The following is a 19763-nucleotide window of genomic DNA, read 5'->3' on the forward strand; positions in this document are numbered from 1 at the left end:
ATGTTTTACTCTGCATCGCAAGCGGCCCTATTCAGCATAATATTTTCTCAAAAATGAACGAGGGAACTTTTTTACTGAGTAAGCGCAAAGAAACTACGCGTTAATTAGCGCACTATGTAAATAGTAATGAGAACTACTATCAATTCGACGTCTTTTTGATATTATTATGCGCAGATTTTGTGATTTGCGTCCGGAGATACAGAGTGGGTAATAATTTGATGCAAACGGATCTGTCCGTTTGGGGCATGTATCATCATGCTGACATCGTAGTAAAAATTGTGATGATCGGCCTGCTTCTCGCGTCCGTCGTCACCTGGGCTATTTTCTTTAGCAAAAGTGCTGATCTGCTTTCACAGAAGCGCCGTCTTAAGCGCGAGCAAAAACTGCTTGCCGAGGCCCGCTCGCTCAATCAGGCGACGGAAATCGCTGCCGCTTTTGGTAATAAAAGCCTCAGCACGCATCTGATTAACGAAGCGCGCAACGAGCTGGAACTCTCTGCGGGTTCCGAAGATAACGAAGGTATCAAAGAGCGTACCGGTTTCCGCCTTGAGCGCCGTGTTGCCGCTTTTGGTCGCCAGATGGGCCGTGGTAATGGTTATCTGGCCACGATCGGGGCCATTTCTCCGTTTATCGGTCTGTTCGGCACCGTGTGGGGCATCATGAACAGCTTCATCGGTATCGCCCAAACCCAGACCACTAACCTGGCTGTGGTTGCGCCGGGGATCGCGGAAGCGCTGCTGGCAACGGCTATCGGCCTGGTCGCCGCTATTCCGGCGGTGGTTATCTACAACATTTTCGCCCGCATGATCGGTGGTCATAAAGCGATGCTTGGCGATGTGGCCGCTCAGGTACTGCTGCTGCAAAGCCGCGACCTCGATCTCGCTGCCAGTTCATCGGCGCAACCGGTGCACGCGGCACAGAAATTACGTTTAGGGTAATGTCCGATGGCGATGCATCTTAACGAAAACCTGGATGACAACGGTGAAATGCATGAAATCAACGTAACGCCGTTTATCGACGTTATGCTGGTTCTGCTGATCATCTTCATGGTTGCTGCGCCGCTGGCGACCGTGGATGTGAAGGTGAATCTGCCTGCTTCATCCAGTCAGCCGCAGCCGCGCCCGGAAAAACCGGTCTATTTGTCGGTGAAAGCAGATAACACCATGTTTATCGGCAACGATCAGGTCACAGACGAGACCATGATCAGCGCACTGACGGCGGTAACTGCCGGTAAAAAAGACACCACCGTCTTCTTCCGCGCGGATAAAACCGTGGATTACGAGACGATGATGAAGGTCATGGATACGCTGCACAAAGCGGGTTATCTGAAGATTGGCCTTGTCGGTGAAGAAGTGGCGAGCGCGAAATAATCGCGTTCACATAAGAAGAAGCTGGCCCTGTGCCGGCTTTTTTTTTGCCGTGCAAAAGCCTGACAGCGGGATGTCATGAGTCTCGTTCTGGAGCGTTCAGGTCTTATCAGGGGAGGGCGGGGGCGTGGCGTCGTCGGGCGGCGTTTTCTCTTTCAACGCGACGGTGGTGACGTTTGAGGTGCGGTAGCCGCCCTCAGCCAGTTTACGCGTGATACGCAGCGTGGCGGTCTCACGGGCCAGCAAATACTGATAGTTCGTCTCAATGCGGGCCATGATTTTTTCATAAAGCTCAGGATGCAGCCGCATGACTTCATTGATGGTCGCGCCATAAATCTCTTCTTTCACCTGAAGCGCGTAGATTTCACGGCGATTCTGCCATTTCAGGCGCACCAGCGCGGCCGGGATAGAAATCAGATCTTTTGCCAGACGGGTGATTTGATCGTTTTTACTTTGTATTAGCGCATCCAGATTTTGCTTTAAGATAAACTCATCGCTATTTCTGTCATCTAAAGTCAAATAAACGTTGTTGTTTTCAACATCTTTCACGTTATTCATCCTCCAGACTATAAAATAAAGGCGCATCTTTTTCGCGGGTAATGAGATTAAGCCAAATTTCATTCCCGGCTTCATTTATTTGTTCTGTTTTTTCAGTCAATATTTGACTTAAAGCCTGGGCGTCAATCTCACCTTCCGCCTGCAAATCGTTAAGCAGTCGGGTAAAGGTTTCTATTTTTATAGTACGGAATAATCGGTCTTTTATATGGCGATCGCGTTCTTCCAGCAACATATTACGTGATTGCCGGGTATGACTCACATTGGTTAATATATCGCTTTCGAAATCAGAGAGTGTTCTTTTTCCCTGAGTTAAATTAACATCTTTTTCTGCTTCCCCCAGTTCAGTTTCCTTCGCGGAAATGCGAAAGCGAGCCGGGACAAGGTTCTCGGGCAGCATTCTAATATCCTTTGATATCAAACAGGTGGGGGTAGTCCTGGCGTGAGGTTCGTTGACAATATCATGGCAGACTTTTAAAATCAAAAAAAACGGAGCCTGCTCATGAACAGTGTTTTTTATTCTGTTATTGCCCTGTTGTTACTTACGGCCGGTGTGCTTTTTATGATGCTTGAGCTGAATAAAACAACGCCAGTTAATGAATCAGGCCCGCCGCCTGAGGCTCCGCCATTGTCCAAAGAGGAAGGCGAAGACCATTTCTCGATGTTAATGAATAGCATTACGCCGGTATGGTACTGGCGCGTTAATCATGAATATATTGATTTTTTACACGCGACAATTAAAAGAATGAACATATCGCAAATAAATAGCGTGCCGGGATTATTTGAAGCCCAGCGGCGTTGCAGCGATCTGAATTCAGCGGTGTATAAGTATTACGATAATATAAAGAAGCGTTGTCTTAACGGGGAAAGAGTCCCACATTCCGATCTTGATTTAATCAACCTGCGGCAGTGTTTTGTTGAATTCAGCCTGGATGCTTACCCGGCGCTGGTGGTGCTGGTCTGGCCGGAGTATGAACGCCCGGACGTAGACCCGAAAGAGGTGACCACCGCCACGCTATAAAGGCCGGAGAGACCCGGCCTTATCCTTATTACCTGTCTGACGACGCCTGCCAGAGATTCAACTCCCCATCGGCCACATGTTTATCAATCTGCGCCAGTTCCTGCTCGCTAAAGGTCAGATTATTGAGCGCCTGCACGTTCTCTTCGATCTGCTCCGGGCGGCTCGCCCCAATCAGCACCGACGTCACGCGATTATCTTTCAGCAGCCAGCTCAGGGCCATTTGCGCCATCGACTGACCGCGCTGCTGCGCCATGTCGTTAAGCAGACGAAGGCTGTTGAGGTTCGCTTCCGTCAGCATATTTTCGGTCAGCCCACGCGCTTTTTTGCCTTCCCGCTGCATACGCGACCCGTCCGGGATGCCATTCAGGTATTTCCCGCTGAGCAAACCTTGCGCCAGCGGCGTAAAGGCAATGCAGCCGATGCCGTTCGCTTCCAGGGTATCCAGCAAGCCGCTTTTATCGACCCAACGGTTGAGCAGGTTGTAAGAAGGCTGATGGATCAGCAGCGGGATTTTCCATTCGCGCAGCAATTGCGCCATCTCCTGCGTGCGGCGCGGCGAGTAAGAGGAAATCCCGACGTACAGCGCCTTGCCGCTTTGCACCGCCTGGGCCAGCGCAGAGGCAGTCTCTTCCATCGGCGTATTTTCATCAACGCGGTGGGAGTAGAAGATATCCACGTAATCCAGCCCCATCCGGCTGAGGCTCTGATCGAGACTTGCGAGTAAATACTTACGCGAGCCGCCAGAACCATACGGCCCCGGCCACATGTCATACCCGGCCTTGGTGGAAATAATCAGCTCATCGCGGTGGGCGGCAAAATCGTCGCGCAGCAGGCGGCCAAAGTTTTCCTCCGCGCTGCCCGGCGGCGGGCCGTAGTTATTGGCTAAATCGAAATGGGTAATGCCGGAATCAAAGGCTTTACGCAGCAATGCGCGCTGCGTGTCCAGCGCCTGAACATGACCGAAGCTGTGCCATAAGCCCAGCGACAGGGCGGGCAGGCAAAGGCCGCTTTTACCGCAGTAACGATACTGCATCTGCTCATAGCGGGCGGGATTGACGGGCCAGGGCATGATGTCTCCTTATTCGTTTATTGGATTTCGAAACAGCGTTTCTATATTAGCGTCTCTGGCTGCTCCCGTAAGCCCGGACGGTCACATTGTCGTGGATTGGTCAGACAAAAGGAGGCAGCGTTAGCGGATTATTACCACTCGCTGCAAAGCGACTAATCATCCCGCGTGACTATGTAGCAGCGCTAAAATAGAGTTTGCCGAAGGTTAATAGCTGTCAGGTAAGTGCGTTGCACACATACATTTTATATTGATCGCCATCACACTTTTTCCTCCAGCCTAATTTACGCAAACCGCAAGAATTGATCTTTTCTGTGCCGATCGGCCTGCACGCCAGGCACGACGCGGCCTTGCTCTTTTCTCTGCTCAAAAAGCGTCTGAAATTATTACGGGTAACATTTTCTAATACAATAATAAGGGTTATTTATTATTGTCGGAGGCATCAACAAAAGAATGTATTTACGAAATTAGATAAACATCCTGCGCTTAATATAATAGTCATTAATTAAAAGAGAATATATCGTGAAAGACAGGGCCGGATAAATAATTGAATCGCCTTTTGTAAACTTCACAATAATCTATTTAACGCAGGAAATAAATATAACCCTTAGCGAACTAAATAGCACGGTAACGGATTTTTTGTTAACAATTAGCGGGTTACGGTCGGTGCTCGCGCGTGGGGCACCACAATCTTCTTGAAAAAATGTGAATGAAAGTCGCGTATTTCTGTCAGGAAAAATAGCGGAGATTGTTTTTTTAACAGCTATTTCCTCAGGCAGATTTTTAGTAAAAAAAAGTGGCTGAACTATACATCTCGTCTATCTTTTGCCGATAACGGAAATAAGTCTCCCCTGCGGGGGAGAATGCACCTCAGGTAAGGAAATAAAAAATGCGTATGCTTCAGAACTTAACTATCCGCTTTGTCATGCTCTCTATTCTGGGCATCTTCTGTCTGCTGTGGTCAGGCGTGGGCCTGTACAGCGTGTCATCCCTCTCGAAAATGGCCGAGGGCAACGTGGTTGACCGCCAGCTGGTGAACCAGATGACGTTGCTGAGCCAGGGTAATGACCAGTATTTTCGCGTGGTGACGCGCCTTTCCCGTCTGATGGACGTGAAAGCGGCAGGCGGCACGGTGGATTTTGCCCCCGTGCAGCAGGCGCTCGACAACATGCGGGCAAAACTGGATGCCTTAAAAGCCGTCTCGCCGGGCCCGGTTGATGAACAGATTTCAGCCCAGGTGATTTCAAGCTGGCAGGCCCTGCTCGATCAGGGCGTGACTCCGCAGGTGCAACTCGCCCAGCAGGGGAATGTGGAGGGTTACCGCAACCAGGCCAACAACGTGACCCCGCCGCTCAGCCGCGCGTTTGGTGCCAGCGCCGAGGCGTTTAATAAAGCCGCCGGGCAGACGCTCGATAACACCCGCGTGATGGTGGACGGGCAAACCAGCCTCACCCGCATGCTGATCCTCACGGCGGTGGTACTCGGTTTGCTGTTACTGCTTTTCTCCGATCGCTATCTGGTCACCATGCTGGTGAAACCGCTGGCGACGATTCGTGAACATTTCCGCCTGATTTCAAAGGGCGACCTCAGCCAGCCGGTGCCGGATTTTGGCCGTAACTGTGTAGGGCAAATGGTGCCGCTGTTGCAGGGGATGCAGGACAGTCTGCGTGAGGCCGTCAGTTCGATTCGTGCCGGCAGCGACAACATCTGGCGCGGTGCGACCGAAATCTCCGGCGGCAATAATGACCTTTCCTCACGTACTGAGGAGCAGGCCGCCGCGCTGGAACAAACGGCAGCCAGCATGGAAGAGCTTACCGCGACGGTAAAACTGAATGCCGATAGCGCACTGCAGGCCAGCGAACTGGCGGAAGTGGCATCAACCACCGCCAGCAAAGGCGGCGCGCTGGTCAGCGAAGTGGTCAGCACTATGGCGGGGATTTCAGACAGCTCGAAGAAAATCGCCGAGATCACTAACGTCATTAACAGCATTGCCTTCCAGACCAATATCCTGGCGCTGAACGCAGCGGTAGAAGCGGCGCGAGCAGGCGAGCAGGGGCGTGGATTTGCGGTGGTAGCCGGAGAAGTGCGTAACCTCGCCAGCCGCAGCGCTGACGCGGCAAAAGAGATTGAAACGCTGATCGCCGATTCCGTTACCCGTGTCGATAAGGGAGCCAGACTGGTGAACGATACCGGATCGACCATGGAAGGCATTTTGCGTGCCGTCACCGAAGTGACCACCATCATGAAGCAGATCGCGGGCGCATCGGCGGAGCAGAGCAAAGGGATTTCTCAGGTCGGCACGGCGATCACGCAGATGGACAGCGTGACGCAGCAAAACGCCGCGCTGGTGGAGCAGGTTTCTGCCGCCGCTACCGCGCTTGAACGCCAGACTGAAGAGTTGCAACGCGCGGTGGCGCAGTTCCGCCTGTCGAATGACGAGCCGACGGTGGTGACAGCCCCGCTGAAAACCCCGGCTTCCCGCCCGGCAACGGCAAAATCTGCCGCAGGGGATGAGTGGGTGGCGTTCTAGTTGGCAATGGGGTAGCGAGGCGCGTCGCTGATCATCTGTGTGACCGCACTAAGATGGCCGATTTTGACCTCGCTGGCCCGCCGGAATTTGCTTTTATCAATCAGAAGTAACGACTGCTGCGCACGTTTTAAAAGCTGGGTTTTGAACCCGGCATTGTGCGCAGTGGGGTCCCACATATCACCGTTAGCATCGACCCCTTCGCAGGAAAAAATAAACAGATCGATATCCACCGATTTCAGCAATGACGCGAGCGCTGGCGTTTTGTAGCAGCGGTATTTGCGATCCAGTTCGCCGCCTGCGCACAGCAGCGTGATGTGCTGACGCCGCGCCATCTCCTGGCAAATCGGCTGGCTGTTCGTGAAGACGGTCAGCGGCAGATCCGGCAGTTGCCGCGCCAGGTGAAAGCAGGTGGAACTGGCATCGAGCGCCAGCGTCATCCCTTCTTCAATCCATGCCAGCGCATGACGGGCGATATCCGCTTTGTCGGCGTAGTGGCTTTTCAGCCGCGCGCGAAACGGTTCCCCGGCATCGACGTTATCGGCGTGGATCGCCCGGGCGCGCCCGTGATGACGCACAATTTTTCCCTGCGCCTGCAGCGCAGTTAAATCGCGGCGCAGCGTCTCCTGGCTGACCGCCAGTAACTGCGCAAGGTGGGTCGTGGTCAGGGCGTCATGCCGGGCGAGGATCTGGAGGATGGCCGTCTGCCGGGCGGATTTGCTCACGCGCTCAGCCTCGGGGAAATAGAAATCAGCGTCGGGCCTATCGCCACGCCGTTTTTACCGGTGTGTTTAATGTGGTACATCGCCTGATCCGCGCGTTTCAGCGCGAGAACAAAATCGTCCTGCTCGCGCACTTCCTCAATGCCAATGGATGCGCCAACCGAACCGACGCCGTTATCCAGTTCAAACGGCGTCAACGCCGCCCGCAAACAGTTATGCGCCGCGCTGTTCACCTGTAAATTATTCAGCGCATAAGGCAGCAGCAGGACAAATTCATCGCCGCCCAGACGCCCGATCACCGTCCCTTCCGGGCTGACGTCACGCAGCCGCTGGCTTAACTGGATCAGCAGTTCATCGCCGCTGCGGTGGCCGAAGGTGTCGTTGATGTGTTTGAAATCATCGAGATCGATAAACGCGACGCAGAGCGCGCCATTCTGTTTGAGCGTTTTAAAATGCGCGATCAGGGCGTGGCGGTTGGCCAGTCCGGTGAGCGGATCGTGATTCGCCAGTTGCGCGAGCTGCGCTTCGTACTGCTTCTCTTTAGTCATATCGATATGGGTGCCGGTCACTTTCAGCGGCTTGCCGCTGGCGTCCCATTCGCTGACCCGCCCGCGATCCAGCACCCAGGTGATGGTGCCGTTTTTATGCTGCATCCGGTGCAGCGCTTCGTACCAGGGGGCTTTACCGCTGAGATGATCGTAAAACGCCGCCAGCACCCAATCGCGATCGTCCGGGTGCAGGTGCTCTTTCCATACTTCAAACTGCGCGTTGAGTTCTTTGGGCTGATAGCCGAGCATCGATCCCCAGCGGCGGTTGTAAATAATCAGTTTTCCGCTTGGGATATCGAGCTGCCAGAGACAGAGGCCGGTGCCGTCCAGCGCCGCGCTCAGTTTACTGCGGGCGTCACGGGCCAGCCTCACCAGACGGGCATTATGCTTTTTCAGATTCTGGATCTGCTGCTCAAGCGCACGTTCAGACATTGATGCCCGTTATGAATAAATAAAAAGCATTCTTACTAGTTATTATTTTGTTGTAAATATGCGGGGCGAAAAAGAGCGATACCGGGCGCGAAACGCCCGGTAAAAAGATTAACTACTGCGTTTGTCTTCGGTTTGCGTGTCGAAGTCGCTGGCGTCGTGACGCTCGTGCAACTGTTCGTTGAGCGGCCCGTTAGTGCGGTTAACCATGCGTCCGCGCCGTACGCCCGGACGTGCTGCCACCTCATTCGCCCAGCGCAGCACGTTTTTGTAGCTGCCCGCGTCGAGGAACTCTGCGGCGTCATACACATTGCCGAGTACCACGTTGCCGTACCACGGCCAGATCGCCATATCAGCGATAGTGTAGTCGTCACCCGCCACAAATTTATGCTTCGCCAGTTGCTTATCCAGCACGTCGAGCTGGCGTTTGGCTTCCATGGTGAAGCGGTTGATCGCGTATTCAATCTTCACTGGCGCATAGTGATAGAAGTGACCAAAACCGCCGCCGAGGAACGGAGCCGAGCCTTGCAGCCAGAACAGCCAGTTCAGCGTTTCAGTGCGCCCGGCCAGATCTTTTGGCAGGAAGTGACCGAATTTTTCCGCCAGGTAAACCAGAATCGAGCCGGACTCAAATACCCGCAGCGGCGGGGTCACGGAGTGGTCGCTCAGCGCCGGGATTTTGGAGTTCGGGTTAACGTCAACAAAGCCGCTGGAGAACTGATCGCCTTCGCCGATGCGGATCAGCCACGCGTCGTATTCTGCCTCGCTCACGCCGAGTTCAAGTAGCTCTTCCAGCAGAATCGTCACTTTCTGGCCGTTAGGCGTGCCGAGGGAGTAAAGCTGAAGTGGGTGCTTACCTGACGGCAGCGCTTTTTCATGGGTAGGACCGGAAACCGGGCGATTGATATTAGCGAACGCGCCGCCGCCGGATTGATCCCACGTCCAGGTTTTGGGTGGCTGGTAATGATTGTCTGACATGTTGACCTGCCTTTTCATTAATGTGTTGAACGAGTTTAGCAGCCGAGGATCCGCTCCGCCCATACGCTGATGTCATCGCCACTGCCGAGATCGGCCTGCACCAGCCCGTTGACCATAAAGGTTGGCGAGACATGGATACCGTTCTGGCGTGCATATTTGCAGTGCCATTTGATCACCGCCTGCAGATCGGCACGGTCAAACGGCACGGAGGCATCGACGCCGCTGTACGCTTTCAGGCGCGCGATAATATCGTTTGGCGTGGCGTCCATATTCGGTCCACGGCAGTGATCGGCAAATTCAAACTCTTCACGATGATCGGCAACCGCCTGCATCACTTTATGCGCCGCATCGCGGCCATTGGGCAGCGTGGAGGCGGCAAGAATGTAGCGCACGATCAGGCCAGAATAGATATGCCACGGCTGCGATTGCAGGCGGATTTTTACCGTCACCTTATCTTCCCCGATGTGCTTTAGCAGCGCATCGAGCTTATTAAAGGCTTTCACGGAATAAGGGCAGGTGGGTTCAAGAAATACGTCAAAAGTACGCGGGCCGTGACCCCATTCAAGCGGTTCGGCATTAAGGGCAGTTTGCTGACTCATGTGAACTCCGGTGTTGTGGTGTTTTTCGCCAGTGTATCAAAACGGTGATGAATGTGTTTTGGCGAAAATCTGCTTTAAAAGGAGGCGTTACGGAGGCAATAAGAAGGGGCGGGGAGAGCCGGCGTGCGCAAGGCACGCCGGAGAAGTCAGAGATAAATTAATGCGCGACAGGCTGTGTACCGGTAGCGGTCGGAACGTGTTTGTATTTAAACAGCGCCACGAATGCGAAGGCCAGGAACAGCGAGTAACCGGCAAAAATCAGCCATACGGTTTGCCAGTCGGTGATGCCGTTCACGGTGTAGCTTTCCACCACTTTACCGCTTACCACACCACCCAGGATGCAGCCGAAACCGTTGGTCATCATCAGGAACATACCCTGCGCACTGGCGCGGATTTCAGGCTTCACTTCTTTTTCCACGAACACCGAACCGGAGATGTTGAAGAAGTCGAAGGCGCAGCCGTAAACGATCATCGACAGTACCAGCAGCACGGTGCCGAACGGCGTTGGGTCGCCGTAAGCGAACAGACCGAAGCGTAACATCCAGGCCACGATGCTGATCAGCATGACGTTTTTAATCCCGTAGCGGCTTAAGAAGAACGGGATGGTCAGGATGAACAGGGTTTCGGAGATCTGAGAAATCGACATCATCACCGACGCGTGCTGGACGATAAAGCTGCTGGCGAACAGCGGATCTTTATCGAAGCTGTGCAGGAAGGTGTTACCAAACATATTGGTGATTTGCAGTTCAGCGCCCAGCAGCATGGAGAAGATAAAGAAAATCGCCATGCGTTTGTTTTTCAGTAATGCAAACGCGTCCAGCCCGAGCATGGAGCTCCAGCTCTGGTTTTTCTGCTGATTCGCCACCGGGATATGCGGCAGCGTAAGGGTGAAGAGAACGAGGATCAGCGACAGCGCGCCGCCGATGTAAAGCTGCATGTGGCTCAGTTCAAAGCCAGAGAAGCTGACTGCCCACATCGCGATAATAAAGCCGATGGTGCCCCAGATACGGATAGGCGGGAAATCATTCACGATATCCATACCGGCATTTTGCAGGCGGTAATAGGAAATGGTGTTGATGAGGCCGAGGGTCGGCATGTAGGCCAGCGAGTTCAGCAGGATAACCATGAACATTGCCCCCGGCGTGGTAACCTGTCCTGCCATAAACAGCGTAATGGCACCGACCAGGTGGCAAAGGGCATACACCCATTTCGCACTGACCCATTTATCGGCCACGATCCCGAGCAGGGTCGGCATAAAGACGGCGGCAATACCCAGTGAGCTGTACACCGCACCGATAGACGCACCGTCAAACTTCAGTGTGACGAACATATAGGAGCCCAGCGTGGTGAGCCAGCTCCCCCACAGACAGAACTGCAAGAACGAGAGTATCTTTAACTGTAGCTTCAAATTCATGTTAGTTTCCTCACACCTTGATGCGAATGGATGTTTATAAAATCACATTTCCCTCGGGGATTTGATGTGATTCTATCAATGTGCAAGGACGAGATTTGTTACCTGCCGCAAATATTTGAAAACAACCTAATAGGTCGTTGCAGAAAATTTGACGGCTTCGTCAAAAAACGAAGCCATTAATAGATGTGGATGCAGCAGTGGGGAGGATTAGTACTTGATATCACGCGCTTCCTGACGGCCATCCTGTTTAGCCTGGCGTTTGTCCTGCCGACATTCATGATTACTTTTATCGTTTCTGACTACGCACTGGCGTTTATCCTGACGTGCATCGCGCCGCGCATCCTGACGTGTATCGCGCGCTTCACGACGCTGATGCGCCTGCTCTGTGGCCTGTGCCGTGGTCATGTAACCGCCCGCCAGCAGAATAAGAGTCGTAAAAACAGTGAGATGTAACTTCATGGGGTCCTCTGATACTGATAAAAATGCGTTTGTGAAAGCGGCGCGTATTGTATTAAACGGCGGGCGACCATTAGGAAGCAAAAATGCTGTTTGCCACTGCCCGGTAAGGGACAATGAGCTTTATCATCACTTTATATAAGGTTAATGCTTATAGTCAGTCCCGGCGAAGGGAATAACGCACACGGGTAGCTATCTAAAAAAGGAATAATCATGACGTCCTCACATCGTGGATTTAACGCCATGGCAGGTGCACTGCTGGGTTTCTTCGGCGCACTTTTTATTACGGCATTATGGGTTCAGTACGCGCTAAACCGGGTGGACAGTGACGGCTACCAGGCGCTGGGTGTGGGTATGATTGGCGCGATCGGTATTCCTTTTATTACGCTGGTGGGACTGGCAGTGGGATTGCTGGAGCAGCGAAACTTTGGTCCTTTACTGCGAGGATTTGCAGCGCTGCTGGCCGCCATTTGTGTGTTGCTGGGAATAGCGATAATCGCTGAGGATCGTGAATACGCGCGGTTATATGGCGGGCCGAAAGCGAAAATGCTGGCTGTGAATGCGAAGTGGAGCGGTGATTACGTTGCTAATGCGGCGATTGCGCCTGTTGAGGGTTCAACCCAGTGGCTATGTGACGTGGAAAACATCACACCGGGCAAACTCCCTGAAAATACCCGGCATGCCTGCTCGCTTCCCGATAAATTACCGACGTGGGAGCCAGAATTAAAATTGCAGCTCATGGTTCGCTGGTACAGAGAAAAAGAGGGGATGCTGGACACGAAATTTCTGGTTCCTGTTCCTTATTATGAAAATAAAAAAGGGCTCCTTTTTGTCATTGAATTCAGGTCAGATAATAAAGCCTGCATTAACACGGCTTATGAAGAAGCATCGTCCTCAAGGCTAATGCCTGGCATGGACGTGATATGCAGCGATATTTCCGCCAGCGATAATCAATGAAAATCCCGGCAGGTGGCCGGGATTTTTACAGGCGGGTTAACGCAGACGCGCCAGTTGACGCTGATGGTAGCGTCCTAAAATCAGCACCGTGGTGAGCGCGCCGAGCAGGGCGCAGAACATGTCTGATTGCGTATCCCACGGATCGCCCTGAGTGCCAAGGAAATCATCCGCGCCTTGCCCCATCGCCAGCGCCGCCCACCATTCAATCAGCTCATAGGTCGCACTGATCGCCAGTGCCACGCAGCACACCAGAAAACCGGTCATTTTGTGCCCTTTAACGTAGCCGCCACGGATCAGGATCTCACGTGCAGCCAGCGCCGGGACCAGCCCCTGGAAAAAGTGCCCGAGTTTGTCATACGGGTTGCGGCTAAGGTTGAACATCTCCTGCACCTCAAATCCAACCGGTACTTTGGCGTAGGTATACATACCGCCGACCATCAGGATAATCGCATGAAAGAAAATCAGCGTGTAAAGCAGGGGCGTAAGCGGATAGCGCTTTTGGGTAGCAAGTAGCAGCGGAACGATGATAACCACCGGCGTGACTTCCATCAGCCAGGTGATGCGGTCGCCGGTGTAAATGCCGGTATAAATCAGAATCGCCAACAGAAGCAGCGCGCCGCTTTTTAATGCAAAGGAAAGAGTGGGCTGGTTCATATCACTTTACTTATCAGGAAAATGAACACTATCGACTGACAGGGTAAAAAACTCAATGATTTGCGTGAGAAGAGAGAAAGGAGGGATGAGTTGTATCGTTTCCCCAAAAGCAAAAACCCGCCTTTTGGGCGGGTTCTTTAAATAGTGGTGCCCGGACTCGGAATCGAACCAAGGACACGGGGATTTTCAATCCCCTGCTCTACCGACTGAGCTATCCGGGCAACGGGGCGCATTAAAACCGATTCGCCTCGCGTCGTCAACGAAATTTATTGAAATCGTTGCAGACTGCACAATCTATCACCAATCAGCGCTGCACGCACCTGCTATCACGCAAAGAATGCGGTCCAGGCGGCGGAGAGCGGCATCGCGAGGATCAACGCGGGCAGCATATTGGCGACCGCAAACATCTTAATGCCGCAGATCCGCAGGCCCGTTGCCAGCAGTAAAATCCCGCCGACGGCGGTGAAATCGCCCATCATCGCGGGCGTGGTGAGAGGCAGGATCAGCGTCGCGCAGGTGGCGAGAGTAAGCTGGATTATCAGCATCGGCACGGAAATCGCCGCCACGGCAATGCCCAGCGAAGTGGCAAAAATCACTGCGGTGAAGAAATCGAGAAACGCTTTTGCGATAAGAATGCTCGGATCGCCGGTCATGCCTTCGCGCATTGCCCCGAAGATCCCGGTGCCGCTGGCGCAGAACAGAATAATGATGGCGACCAGGCTTTGGATAAAAGCATCGTGCCCGTCCGCGATGCCGCTCGCTTTTTTGCCGCGCTGTGACAGCTTACGCAGGCTGTTGACCGCGCCGCTGATGCCGCGCTCGACATAACAGATCTCACCGATCAACGTGCCGAGCAGCGTTGCCAGCACCATCACCGGCAGATTGACGCATTTCACCACCAGCAGGATACCAATCCCCAGTGAACACAGGCCAAAAATAGCAGGCATCGACGTGCGCACTCGCTCCGGCAGGCGATGGCTCAGAACTGCACCAAGTGTTCCGCCCAACAACACGGCGGCGGCATTAATAAAAGGGCCTGTTAACACGCTGTAACTCCTAAAAATTTTGTTTTTAGCACTGCATAGTATGCCGCAAAAATTCACATTCCAGGCATTTTTTGCGTGTTGCACCTGCTAATGAAAAGTGACATGATTGCGCGAATTTTCCGCTCTGAATAACGGGAGTGCCTGGATGAAACCGATTATTGCTCACCAGTCATATCGCATAATTATGCGATCATCCGCCCGTTCTGCTGTGATCCATACTTCTCTCACCATGCGGTGAGGCTAACGCACGCTCACTGAAAGGCAACCGTAAAACCAGACGCGCTCTGATTTTACTGATGTCTGGCGGTCGGAGCGGGTTCCCCCTCAGACACCTTCGTTGGTCAGGGCAAATGCCTTGCCATGGGCTTTTATTCCCCTTTAACGGGTATTCGTGCTTATGAAAACAATGAAAATTGCCGCCAGCCGCGAGCTGGTTTCCCTGCTTTCCACCCATCGTGAGGTGGTGAGCCTGGACAACACTGATTTTACAGACGTGGCGGCAGTCGTCATTACGGTGGCAGACAGTTACAGCGGCATTCTGGCGCTGCTTAAACGCACGGGCTTTCAGTTGCCGGTGTTTATGTTCAGCGATACCCCGGCGGATGCGCCTGCAGGTGTCGAAGCGGTGATCGGCGGTAAAGAGCAGGAGATGCTGGAGCTGGAATCCGCAGCCTGCCGCTATGAAGAAAACGTGTTGCCGCCGTTTTTCGATAACCTGACGCAGTACGTGGCGATGGGCAACAGCACCTTCGCCTGTCCCGGTCACCAGCACGGCGCGTTTTTCAAAAAGCACCCGGCGGGAAGGCAGTTCTTTGAATTCTTTGGCGAGAACGTGTTTCGTGCCGATATGTGTAACGCGGACGTGAAGCTCGGCGATCTGCTGATCCACGAAGGATCTGCCAAGCACGCGCAGAAATTTGCCGCCAAAGTGTTCCACGCGGATAAAACCTATTTTGTGTTAAACGGCACCTCGGCGGCGAACAAAGTGGTCACCAACGCGCTGCTGGCGCGCGGCGACCTGGTGCTCTTTGACCGCAACAACCATAAATCCAACCACCACGGAGCGCTGATCCAGGCGGGCGCAACGCCGGTTTATCTCGAAGCGGCGCGTAACCCGTTTGGTTTTATCGGCGGCATTGACGACCGTTGCTTCGATGAAAAATACCTGCGCGAGCAGATCCGCGCCGTCGCGCCGGAGAAAGCCAGTGAAGCGCGCCCGTTCCGCCTGGCGGTCATCCAGCTCGGCACTTACGACGGCACGGTGTACAACGCCCGTCAGGTCATCGACAAAATCGGTGCGCTGTGCGACTACATCCTGTTTGACTCCGCGTGGGTGGGCTACGAGCAGTTTATTCCGATGATGGCCGACTGCTCGCCGCTGCTGCTCGATCTGAATGAAAACGATCCAGGGATTTTTGTCACCCAGTCGGTGCACAAACAGCAGGCGGGCTTCTCGCAGACTTCGCAGATCCACAAAAAAGATAATCACCTGCGCGGCCAGGCGCGTTTTTGCCCGCACAAGCGGCTGAACAACGCTTTCATGCTGCACGCGTCTACCAGCCCGTTCTATCCGCTGTTTGCCGCGCTGGACGTTAACGCCAAAATCCACGAAGGGGAGAGCGGGCGCAGGCTGTGGGCGGAGTGCGTCGAGCTGGGCATTGAGGCGCGCAAAGCGATCATCGCCAACTGCAAAATGATCAAGCCGTTCATTCCGCCGGAAGTGGCGGGGCGTCCGTGGCAGGATCACCCGACTCACGCTATCGCCCGCGAGCGCCGCTTTTTTAGCTTCGAGCCGGGTGCAACATGGCACGGTTTTGAAGGCTACGCCCGCGAACAATATTTTGTCGATCCCTGCAAGCTGCTGCTGACCACGCCGGGCATTAATGCGCAAACCGGCGCGTATACCGATTTTGGTATCCCGGCGACCATTCTCGCCCACTACCTGCGCGAGAACGGGATCGTACCGGAGAAGTGCGATCTCAACTCGATCCTGTTTTTGCTTACTCCGGCCGAAAGCGCGGAAAAAATGGCGCAACTGGTGGCGATGCTGGCACAGTTTGAGCAGCACATTGAAGACGACACCCCGCTCGCTGACGTGCTGCCGACCATCTTCAACAAATACCCGGTGCGCTACCGCGACTACACGCTGCGCGAGCTGTGCCAGGAGATGCATGATTTGTACGTCAGCTTTGACGTGAAGGATCTGCAAAAAGCGATGTTCCGCGAGGAGAGCTTCCCGACGGTGGCGATGAACCCGCAGGATGCCAACAGCGAATTTATTCGCGGCAACGTGGAGCTGGTGCGCATCAGCGAGGCCGAAGGGCGAATTGCTGCCGAGGGCGCGCTGCCGTATCCGCCGGGTGTGCTGTGCGTGGTGCCCGGCGAGTTATGGGGCGGCGCGGTGCAGCGCTATTTCCTGGCGCTGGAAGAGGGCGTCAACCTGCTGCCGGGCTTCTCGCCGGAGTTGCAGGGGGTGTACAGCGAAACGGATGCCGACGGGATTAAACGGCTGTATGGGTATGTGTTGAAGCGGTAGTGTTTTGACCCTCACCCTCACCCTCACCCTAGCCCTCTCCCTCAGGGAGAGGGAACCGACCGGGCGCGGACCCGACCTTCTCCCTCTCCCTCAGAAACGAGCACGGACCAGCCCTTCTCCCTCTCCCTAAGGGAGAGGGCCGGGGTGAGGGTGCTGTTTTTCTCCCTCTCCCTGAGGGAGAGGGTCGGGGTGAGGGTGCTGTTTTTCTCCCTCTCCCTGAGGGAGAGGGTCGGGGTGAGGGTGTTGTTTCCTCCCTCTCCCTGAGGGTGCGCTGTTAATTCCGGCGATAACTCTTCTGCGCCGTATTCACCTTATACAAATACCGGCGAGATTCCGCCGACGGATGGCGCGTTGTCAGCGTTTCGTACACATCCCCCGGTGTCATCTGGTTAATCATATTCGCCGCCTGAATTTTATCGGCAGAGAACACGCGCAGCACGCTGCCTGCGCCGCCGTTGTAGGCGGTGATCACCGCGTAACGGCGTGACGTCGGGTTGCTAATACCGGAAAGATAGACGTTACTGAGCATCGCCAGATACGCCGTACCGGTATCAATATTACTCGCCGGATCAAAAAGATAATCGCGGCCTGGCATCCCGGATCTCCCCTGCGCGCGGAACACGTCTTTACCGGCGCTGTGCTGCACCACCTGCATCAAACCCAGCGCGTCGGAACGACTGACCGCATACGGGTTAAACGAGGATTCGGTCTGCATAATCGCCAGGATCAGCGACTCGTCCACGCCATATTTACGCGCCGACTGCCGCACCATGCCCACATATTTATGCGCACGCTTGTCGAGGTGGTTCGCCACCAGGTTGATCGTCACGCTGTAGATGATCTTCAGCCCGTTCTTCCGGCTTTTCATCCGCGTTTGCAGCAGATAGTCGGCATAGCGCTCGGCGCGCCACTGCCAGCGGATCGCCTCGCCGTTGTTATCGACCACCTGGCCGTACAGGAACGGTTCTTTCGAAATAGGAATGTCATCAACGTCGGAATAGAGATCGATAGATCCGGGATCGTCACCCATCAGCAGCGTTTTAATGATCGCTTTACGCAGGTGGGCGGCAGGTTCCGTTCCTGCAATGGTTTCAATGGTGATCGAACCCTCATCAAAGTTGATATGGCTGCGGGTCTGATACTGATCGGTGTACTTAACGTAGTCTTTCGGGCCTGCGATCAGGACTTCATTAAATCCCCAGATATTTTCGATGTTGTGGGCGAACTGCCCCATCAGAATGTCAAAACCGTTGGTGTCCTTTACCCAGGCTTCGTTATAGCTATCGCCCTTTTTGGTGGAACTGGAACACGAGATGAGCAACGGCGCGATCAGGGCTAGCGCTAAATATTTTTTCATCATTCCGGGAGTGCGTGTTGTGTTTGTTGTAACGGCGGGCAGACGCCCGCACGCTGTTATTTTTCCGGCGGTGTATAACCTTCGATGTGCACCTCTTTCCCTTCAAACAGGAAGTTGATCATCTCCTGTTCAAGCAGCTTGCGGTGTTCCACGTTCATCATGTTGAGTTTCTTTTCATTGATGAGCATGGTCTGCTTTTTCTGCCACTGCGCCCAGGCGTCTTTGGAGATTTCGTTGTAGATGCGCTTACCCAGATCGCCGGGGTAAAGCTGGAAATCCTGCCCCTCGGCTTCATGGCCCAGGAAGGTACAAAAGATAGTTCTGCTCATAAAAATTCCTCTTTACCGTCAGGCACTAAACAAACGCACCGACGCGTAATTGTTGTAACAGGCGCTCAACGGGAGCCGCCAGTCCGACCGATTGCGGTTGCGCTAAGTTATACCAGAGAGCCGCGCCTTCATCCATGCATGTGGTGAATGAGGACACGGGAAGCCATATCGGCACAATATCCAAATGGAAATGGCTGAAAGTATGGCGAAACGCGGTCAATTGGGTGAGAGTATCGGCGCTAATCTGGCGTTCTGCCAGCCAGTCACGCAGGCTGGTTTCATCGTCAAACTGCGGGAAGCAGTACAGCCCGCCCCACAATCCCACCGGCGGGCGCTGGGTCAGTAAAATCTCATCACCGTGCTGAATCATCAGAAAATAGCCGCTGCGCTCAGGCAGCGTCTGCTTCGGTTTTTTCCCCGGATACTGCGCCCAGGTACCGCTGGCATACGCCACGCAGCTGTTGTTAAGCGGGCAGAGGGTGCATTTCGGTTTTGAGCGGGTGCAGACCATCGCACCCAGATCCATCATCGCCTGGTTAAAGCGCGCCACGCCGTTTGCTGGCGTCACGTCTTCACTGATTTGCCACAGGCGCTTTTCCACCTCTTTCTTGCCCGGCCAGCCGTCCACGGCGTAGCAGCGCGCCAGCACGCGTTTGACGTTGCCATCGAGAATAGGGAAGTGCTGATTCAGCGACAGCGACAAAATCGCCCCCGCCGTCGAACGCCCGACGCCCGGCAGATCGGCTACCGCTTCAAACGTTTCCGGGAATTTACCGCCGTGGCGCGTTGCCACCTGCTGCGCCGCTTTATGCAGATTGCGCGCGCGGGCGTAATAGCCGAGCCCCGTCCACAAATGCAGGACTTCGTCGAGCGGCGCATTGGCCAGATCGGTCACCGTGGGGAAACGCGCCATAAAGCGCTCAAAGTAAGGAATGACGGTCACGACCTGCGTTTGTTGCAACATCACCTCGGAGAGCCATACTTTGTAAGGCGTTTTTTCATGTTGCCAGGGCAGGGTTTTACGCCCGTATTTGTCGTACCAGTCCAGCACCTGGGCTGAAAATTGTGAGGCTTGCATGGTCACCGATTCGCTATAACAGGGACGCAGATTGCAGCACAGCCATACCTGGCTGTAAACCGGATCTTTCCGACGCTTGCATCCGTCAACTATCTTTGGATAATGCCCGTTTCCTAAACACTCT

The 19763-nt window shown here is 54.2% G+C and carries 20 protein-coding genes and 1 tRNA gene; 6 read left to right on the forward strand and 15 right to left on the reverse strand.

Annotated features, from left to right (window positions below):
* The first annotated feature begins 203 nt into the window (after nt 1-203).
* On the forward strand, nt 204-938 hold the full coding sequence (exbB, locus tag BM373_RS12505) for a tol-pal system-associated acyl-CoA thioesterase (RefSeq protein ID WP_090461876.1): 735 nt from the start codon (nt 204-206) through the stop codon (nt 936-938).
* Nucleotides 939-944: 6 nt separating this feature from the next.
* A complete protein-coding gene (gene exbD / locus BM373_RS12510; protein ID WP_090461877.1) occupies nt 945-1370 on the forward strand; it encodes a TonB system transport protein ExbD in 426 nt (141 codons plus the stop codon).
* A 96-nt stretch (nt 1371-1466) separates the two neighbouring features.
* On the opposite strand, the gene BM373_RS12515 is transcribed toward exbD, so the two are convergent.
* Complete coding sequence (locus tag BM373_RS12515; protein WP_090461879.1) at nt 1467-1925, reverse strand: cytoplasmic protein; 459 nt, start codon at nt 1923-1925, stop codon at nt 1467-1469.
* The gene (locus tag BM373_RS12520; protein ID WP_090461880.1) at nt 1918-2322 is read right to left on the reverse strand and encodes a hypothetical protein; all 405 of its coding nucleotides are present in this window, start codon (nt 2320-2322) and stop codon (nt 1918-1920) included. Before BM373_RS12520 ends, BM373_RS12515 begins: the two co-directional genes overlap by 8 nt.
* Nucleotides 2323-2424: 102 nt before the next feature.
* On the opposite strand from BM373_RS12520, the gene BM373_RS12525 reads away from it, so the two are divergent.
* Nucleotides 2425-2943 (forward strand): ESA_00282 family adhesion-associated protein, encoded by a 519-nt coding sequence (locus BM373_RS12525; protein ID WP_090461882.1) that lies wholly within the window; start codon nt 2425-2427, stop codon nt 2941-2943.
* A gap of 28 nt (nt 2944-2971) precedes the next feature.
* Here BM373_RS12525 and BM373_RS12530 read toward each other — a convergent pair whose 3' ends face one another.
* On the reverse strand, nt 2972-4012 hold the full coding sequence (locus BM373_RS12530) for an aldo/keto reductase (RefSeq protein WP_090461884.1): 1041 nt from the start codon (nt 4010-4012) through the stop codon (nt 2972-2974).
* Nucleotides 4013-4898: 886 nt separating this feature from the next.
* Here BM373_RS12530 and BM373_RS12535 point away from each other — a divergent pair.
* Nucleotides 4899-6539, forward strand: coding sequence for a methyl-accepting chemotaxis protein (locus BM373_RS12535; RefSeq protein ID WP_090461886.1), 1641 nt, complete (start codon nt 4899-4901; stop codon nt 6537-6539).
* Here the strand turns inward: BM373_RS12535 and fucR are convergent.
* The 6 genes from fucR to BM373_RS12565 all read right to left on the reverse strand — a co-directional run bounded on the left by fucR (nt 6536) and on the right by BM373_RS12565 (nt 11685).
* The gene (gene fucR / locus BM373_RS12540) at nt 6536-7261 is read right to left on the reverse strand and encodes an L-fucose operon activator (RefSeq protein ID WP_090461888.1); all 726 of its coding nucleotides are present in this window, start codon (nt 7259-7261) and stop codon (nt 6536-6538) included. The two genes, BM373_RS12535 and fucR, sit on opposite strands and share 4 nt — an antisense overlap.
* On the reverse strand, nt 7258-8238 hold the full coding sequence (locus tag BM373_RS12545) for a sensor domain-containing diguanylate cyclase (RefSeq protein WP_090461890.1): 981 nt from the start codon (nt 8236-8238) through the stop codon (nt 7258-7260). Before BM373_RS12545 ends, fucR begins: the two co-directional genes overlap by 4 nt.
* Nucleotides 8239-8346: 108 nt before the next feature.
* On the reverse strand, nt 8347-9213 hold the full coding sequence (gene yghU, locus BM373_RS12550) for a glutathione-dependent disulfide-bond oxidoreductase (protein ID WP_090461892.1): 867 nt from the start codon (nt 9211-9213) through the stop codon (nt 8347-8349).
* A gap of 35 nt (nt 9214-9248) precedes the next feature.
* Complete coding sequence (locus BM373_RS12555) at nt 9249-9812, reverse strand: DsbA family protein (protein ID WP_090461894.1); 564 nt, start codon at nt 9810-9812, stop codon at nt 9249-9251.
* A gap of 157 nt (nt 9813-9969) precedes the next feature.
* A complete protein-coding gene (locus tag BM373_RS12560; RefSeq protein ID WP_090461896.1) occupies nt 9970-11226 on the reverse strand; it encodes a nucleoside permease in 1257 nt (418 codons plus the stop codon).
* Nucleotides 11227-11433: 207 nt separating this feature from the next.
* Entirely contained in the window at nt 11434-11685 is a 252-nt protein-coding gene (locus tag BM373_RS12565; RefSeq protein ID WP_090461897.1) for a hypothetical protein, read from the reverse strand.
* A 210-nt stretch (nt 11686-11895) separates the two neighbouring features.
* On the opposite strand from BM373_RS12565, the gene BM373_RS12570 reads away from it, so the two are divergent.
* A complete protein-coding gene (locus tag BM373_RS12570) occupies nt 11896-12639 on the forward strand; it encodes a hypothetical protein (RefSeq protein ID WP_090461899.1) in 744 nt (247 codons plus the stop codon).
* Between the two features lie 36 nt (nt 12640-12675).
* Here BM373_RS12570 and BM373_RS12575 read toward each other — a convergent pair whose 3' ends face one another.
* The 3 genes from BM373_RS12575 to BM373_RS12585 all read right to left on the reverse strand — a co-directional run bounded on the left by BM373_RS12575 (nt 12676) and on the right by BM373_RS12585 (nt 14339).
* On the reverse strand, nt 12676-13293 hold the full coding sequence (locus BM373_RS12575) for a DUF2238 domain-containing protein (RefSeq protein ID WP_090461901.1): 618 nt from the start codon (nt 13291-13293) through the stop codon (nt 12676-12678).
* A 145-nt stretch (nt 13294-13438) separates the two neighbouring features.
* Nucleotides 13439-13514 (reverse strand) — tRNA-Phe (locus BM373_RS12580).
* A gap of 105 nt (nt 13515-13619) precedes the next feature.
* The gene (locus BM373_RS12585) at nt 13620-14339 is read right to left on the reverse strand and encodes a DUF554 domain-containing protein (protein ID WP_090461903.1); all 720 of its coding nucleotides are present in this window, start codon (nt 14337-14339) and stop codon (nt 13620-13622) included.
* 397 nt (nt 14340-14736) lie between these two features.
* Between BM373_RS12585 and BM373_RS12590 the strand changes: the two genes are divergently transcribed.
* Nucleotides 14737-16875, forward strand: a complete 2139-nt coding sequence (locus BM373_RS12590; RefSeq protein ID WP_090461905.1) for an ornithine decarboxylase — start codon at nt 14737-14739, stop codon at nt 16873-16875.
* A 274-nt stretch (nt 16876-17149) separates the two neighbouring features.
* Here the strand turns inward: BM373_RS12590 and mltC are convergent, their stop codons facing one another.
* From mltC to mutY, 3 genes are read right to left on the reverse strand one after another with little or no spacing between them, the layout of a single operon-like run.
* Nucleotides 17150-18232, reverse strand: coding sequence for a membrane-bound lytic murein transglycosylase MltC (mltC, locus tag BM373_RS12595; protein ID WP_090461907.1), 1083 nt, complete (start codon nt 18230-18232; stop codon nt 17150-17152).
* Between the two features lie 56 nt (nt 18233-18288).
* A complete protein-coding gene (locus tag BM373_RS12600; protein ID WP_090461909.1) occupies nt 18289-18561 on the reverse strand; it encodes an oxidative damage protection protein in 273 nt (90 codons plus the stop codon).
* Nucleotides 18562-18586: 25 nt separating this feature from the next.
* Complete coding sequence (gene mutY / locus BM373_RS12605) at nt 18587-19639, reverse strand: A/G-specific adenine glycosylase (protein ID WP_090462198.1); 1053 nt, start codon at nt 19637-19639, stop codon at nt 18587-18589.
* Nucleotides 19640-19763: the final 124 nt, after the last annotated feature.

The sequence above is a fragment of the Enterobacter sp. kpr-6 genome, from assembly GCF_900116015.1.
GTDB lineage: Bacteria > Pseudomonadota > Gammaproteobacteria > Enterobacterales > Enterobacteriaceae > Enterobacter_D.

Bases quoted from the DNA above. Each gene is read 5' to 3' on its own strand.
- BM373_RS12560 (WP_090461896.1), bottom strand. From the start codon at position 11,226: ATGAATTTGAAGCTACAGTTAAAGATACTCTCGTTCTTGCAGTTCTGT.
- mutY (WP_090462198.1), bottom strand. From the start codon at position 19,639: ATGCAAGCCTCACAATTTTCAGCCCAGGTGCTGGACTGGTACGACAAA.
- BM373_RS12530 (WP_090461884.1), bottom strand. From the start codon at position 4,012: ATGCCCTGGCCCGTCAATCCCGCCCGCTATGAGCAGATGCAGTATCGT.
- BM373_RS12520 (WP_090461880.1), bottom strand. From the start codon at position 2,322: ATGCTGCCCGAGAACCTTGTCCCGGCTCGCTTTCGCATTTCCGCGAAG.
- BM373_RS12545 (WP_090461890.1), bottom strand. From the start codon at position 8,238: ATGTCTGAACGTGCGCTTGAGCAGCAGATCCAGAATCTGAAAAAGCAT.
- BM373_RS12565 (WP_090461897.1), bottom strand. From the start codon at position 11,685: ATGAAGTTACATCTCACTGTTTTTACGACTCTTATTCTGCTGGCGGGC.
- mltC (WP_090461907.1), bottom strand. From the start codon at position 18,232: ATGAAAAAATATTTAGCGCTAGCCCTGATCGCGCCGTTGCTCATCTCG.
- BM373_RS12590 (WP_090461905.1), top strand. From the start codon at position 14,737: ATGAAAACAATGAAAATTGCCGCCAGCCGCGAGCTGGTTTCCCTGCTT.
- BM373_RS12535 (WP_090461886.1), top strand. From the start codon at position 4,899: ATGCGTATGCTTCAGAACTTAACTATCCGCTTTGTCATGCTCTCTATT.
- BM373_RS12555 (WP_090461894.1), bottom strand. From the start codon at position 9,812: ATGAGTCAGCAAACTGCCCTTAATGCCGAACCGCTTGAATGGGGTCAC.
- BM373_RS12570 (WP_090461899.1), top strand. From the start codon at position 11,896: ATGACGTCCTCACATCGTGGATTTAACGCCATGGCAGGTGCACTGCTG.
- BM373_RS12575 (WP_090461901.1), bottom strand. From the start codon at position 13,293: ATGAACCAGCCCACTCTTTCCTTTGCATTAAAAAGCGGCGCGCTGCTT.
- yghU (WP_090461892.1), bottom strand. From the start codon at position 9,213: ATGTCAGACAATCATTACCAGCCACCCAAAACCTGGACGTGGGATCAA.
- exbD (WP_090461877.1), top strand. From the start codon at position 945: ATGGCGATGCATCTTAACGAAAACCTGGATGACAACGGTGAAATGCAT.
- BM373_RS12515 (WP_090461879.1), bottom strand. From the start codon at position 1,925: ATGAATAACGTGAAAGATGTTGAAAACAACAACGTTTATTTGACTTTA.
- BM373_RS12525 (WP_090461882.1), top strand. From the start codon at position 2,425: ATGAACAGTGTTTTTTATTCTGTTATTGCCCTGTTGTTACTTACGGCC.
- BM373_RS12600 (WP_090461909.1), bottom strand. From the start codon at position 18,561: ATGAGCAGAACTATCTTTTGTACCTTCCTGGGCCATGAAGCCGAGGGG.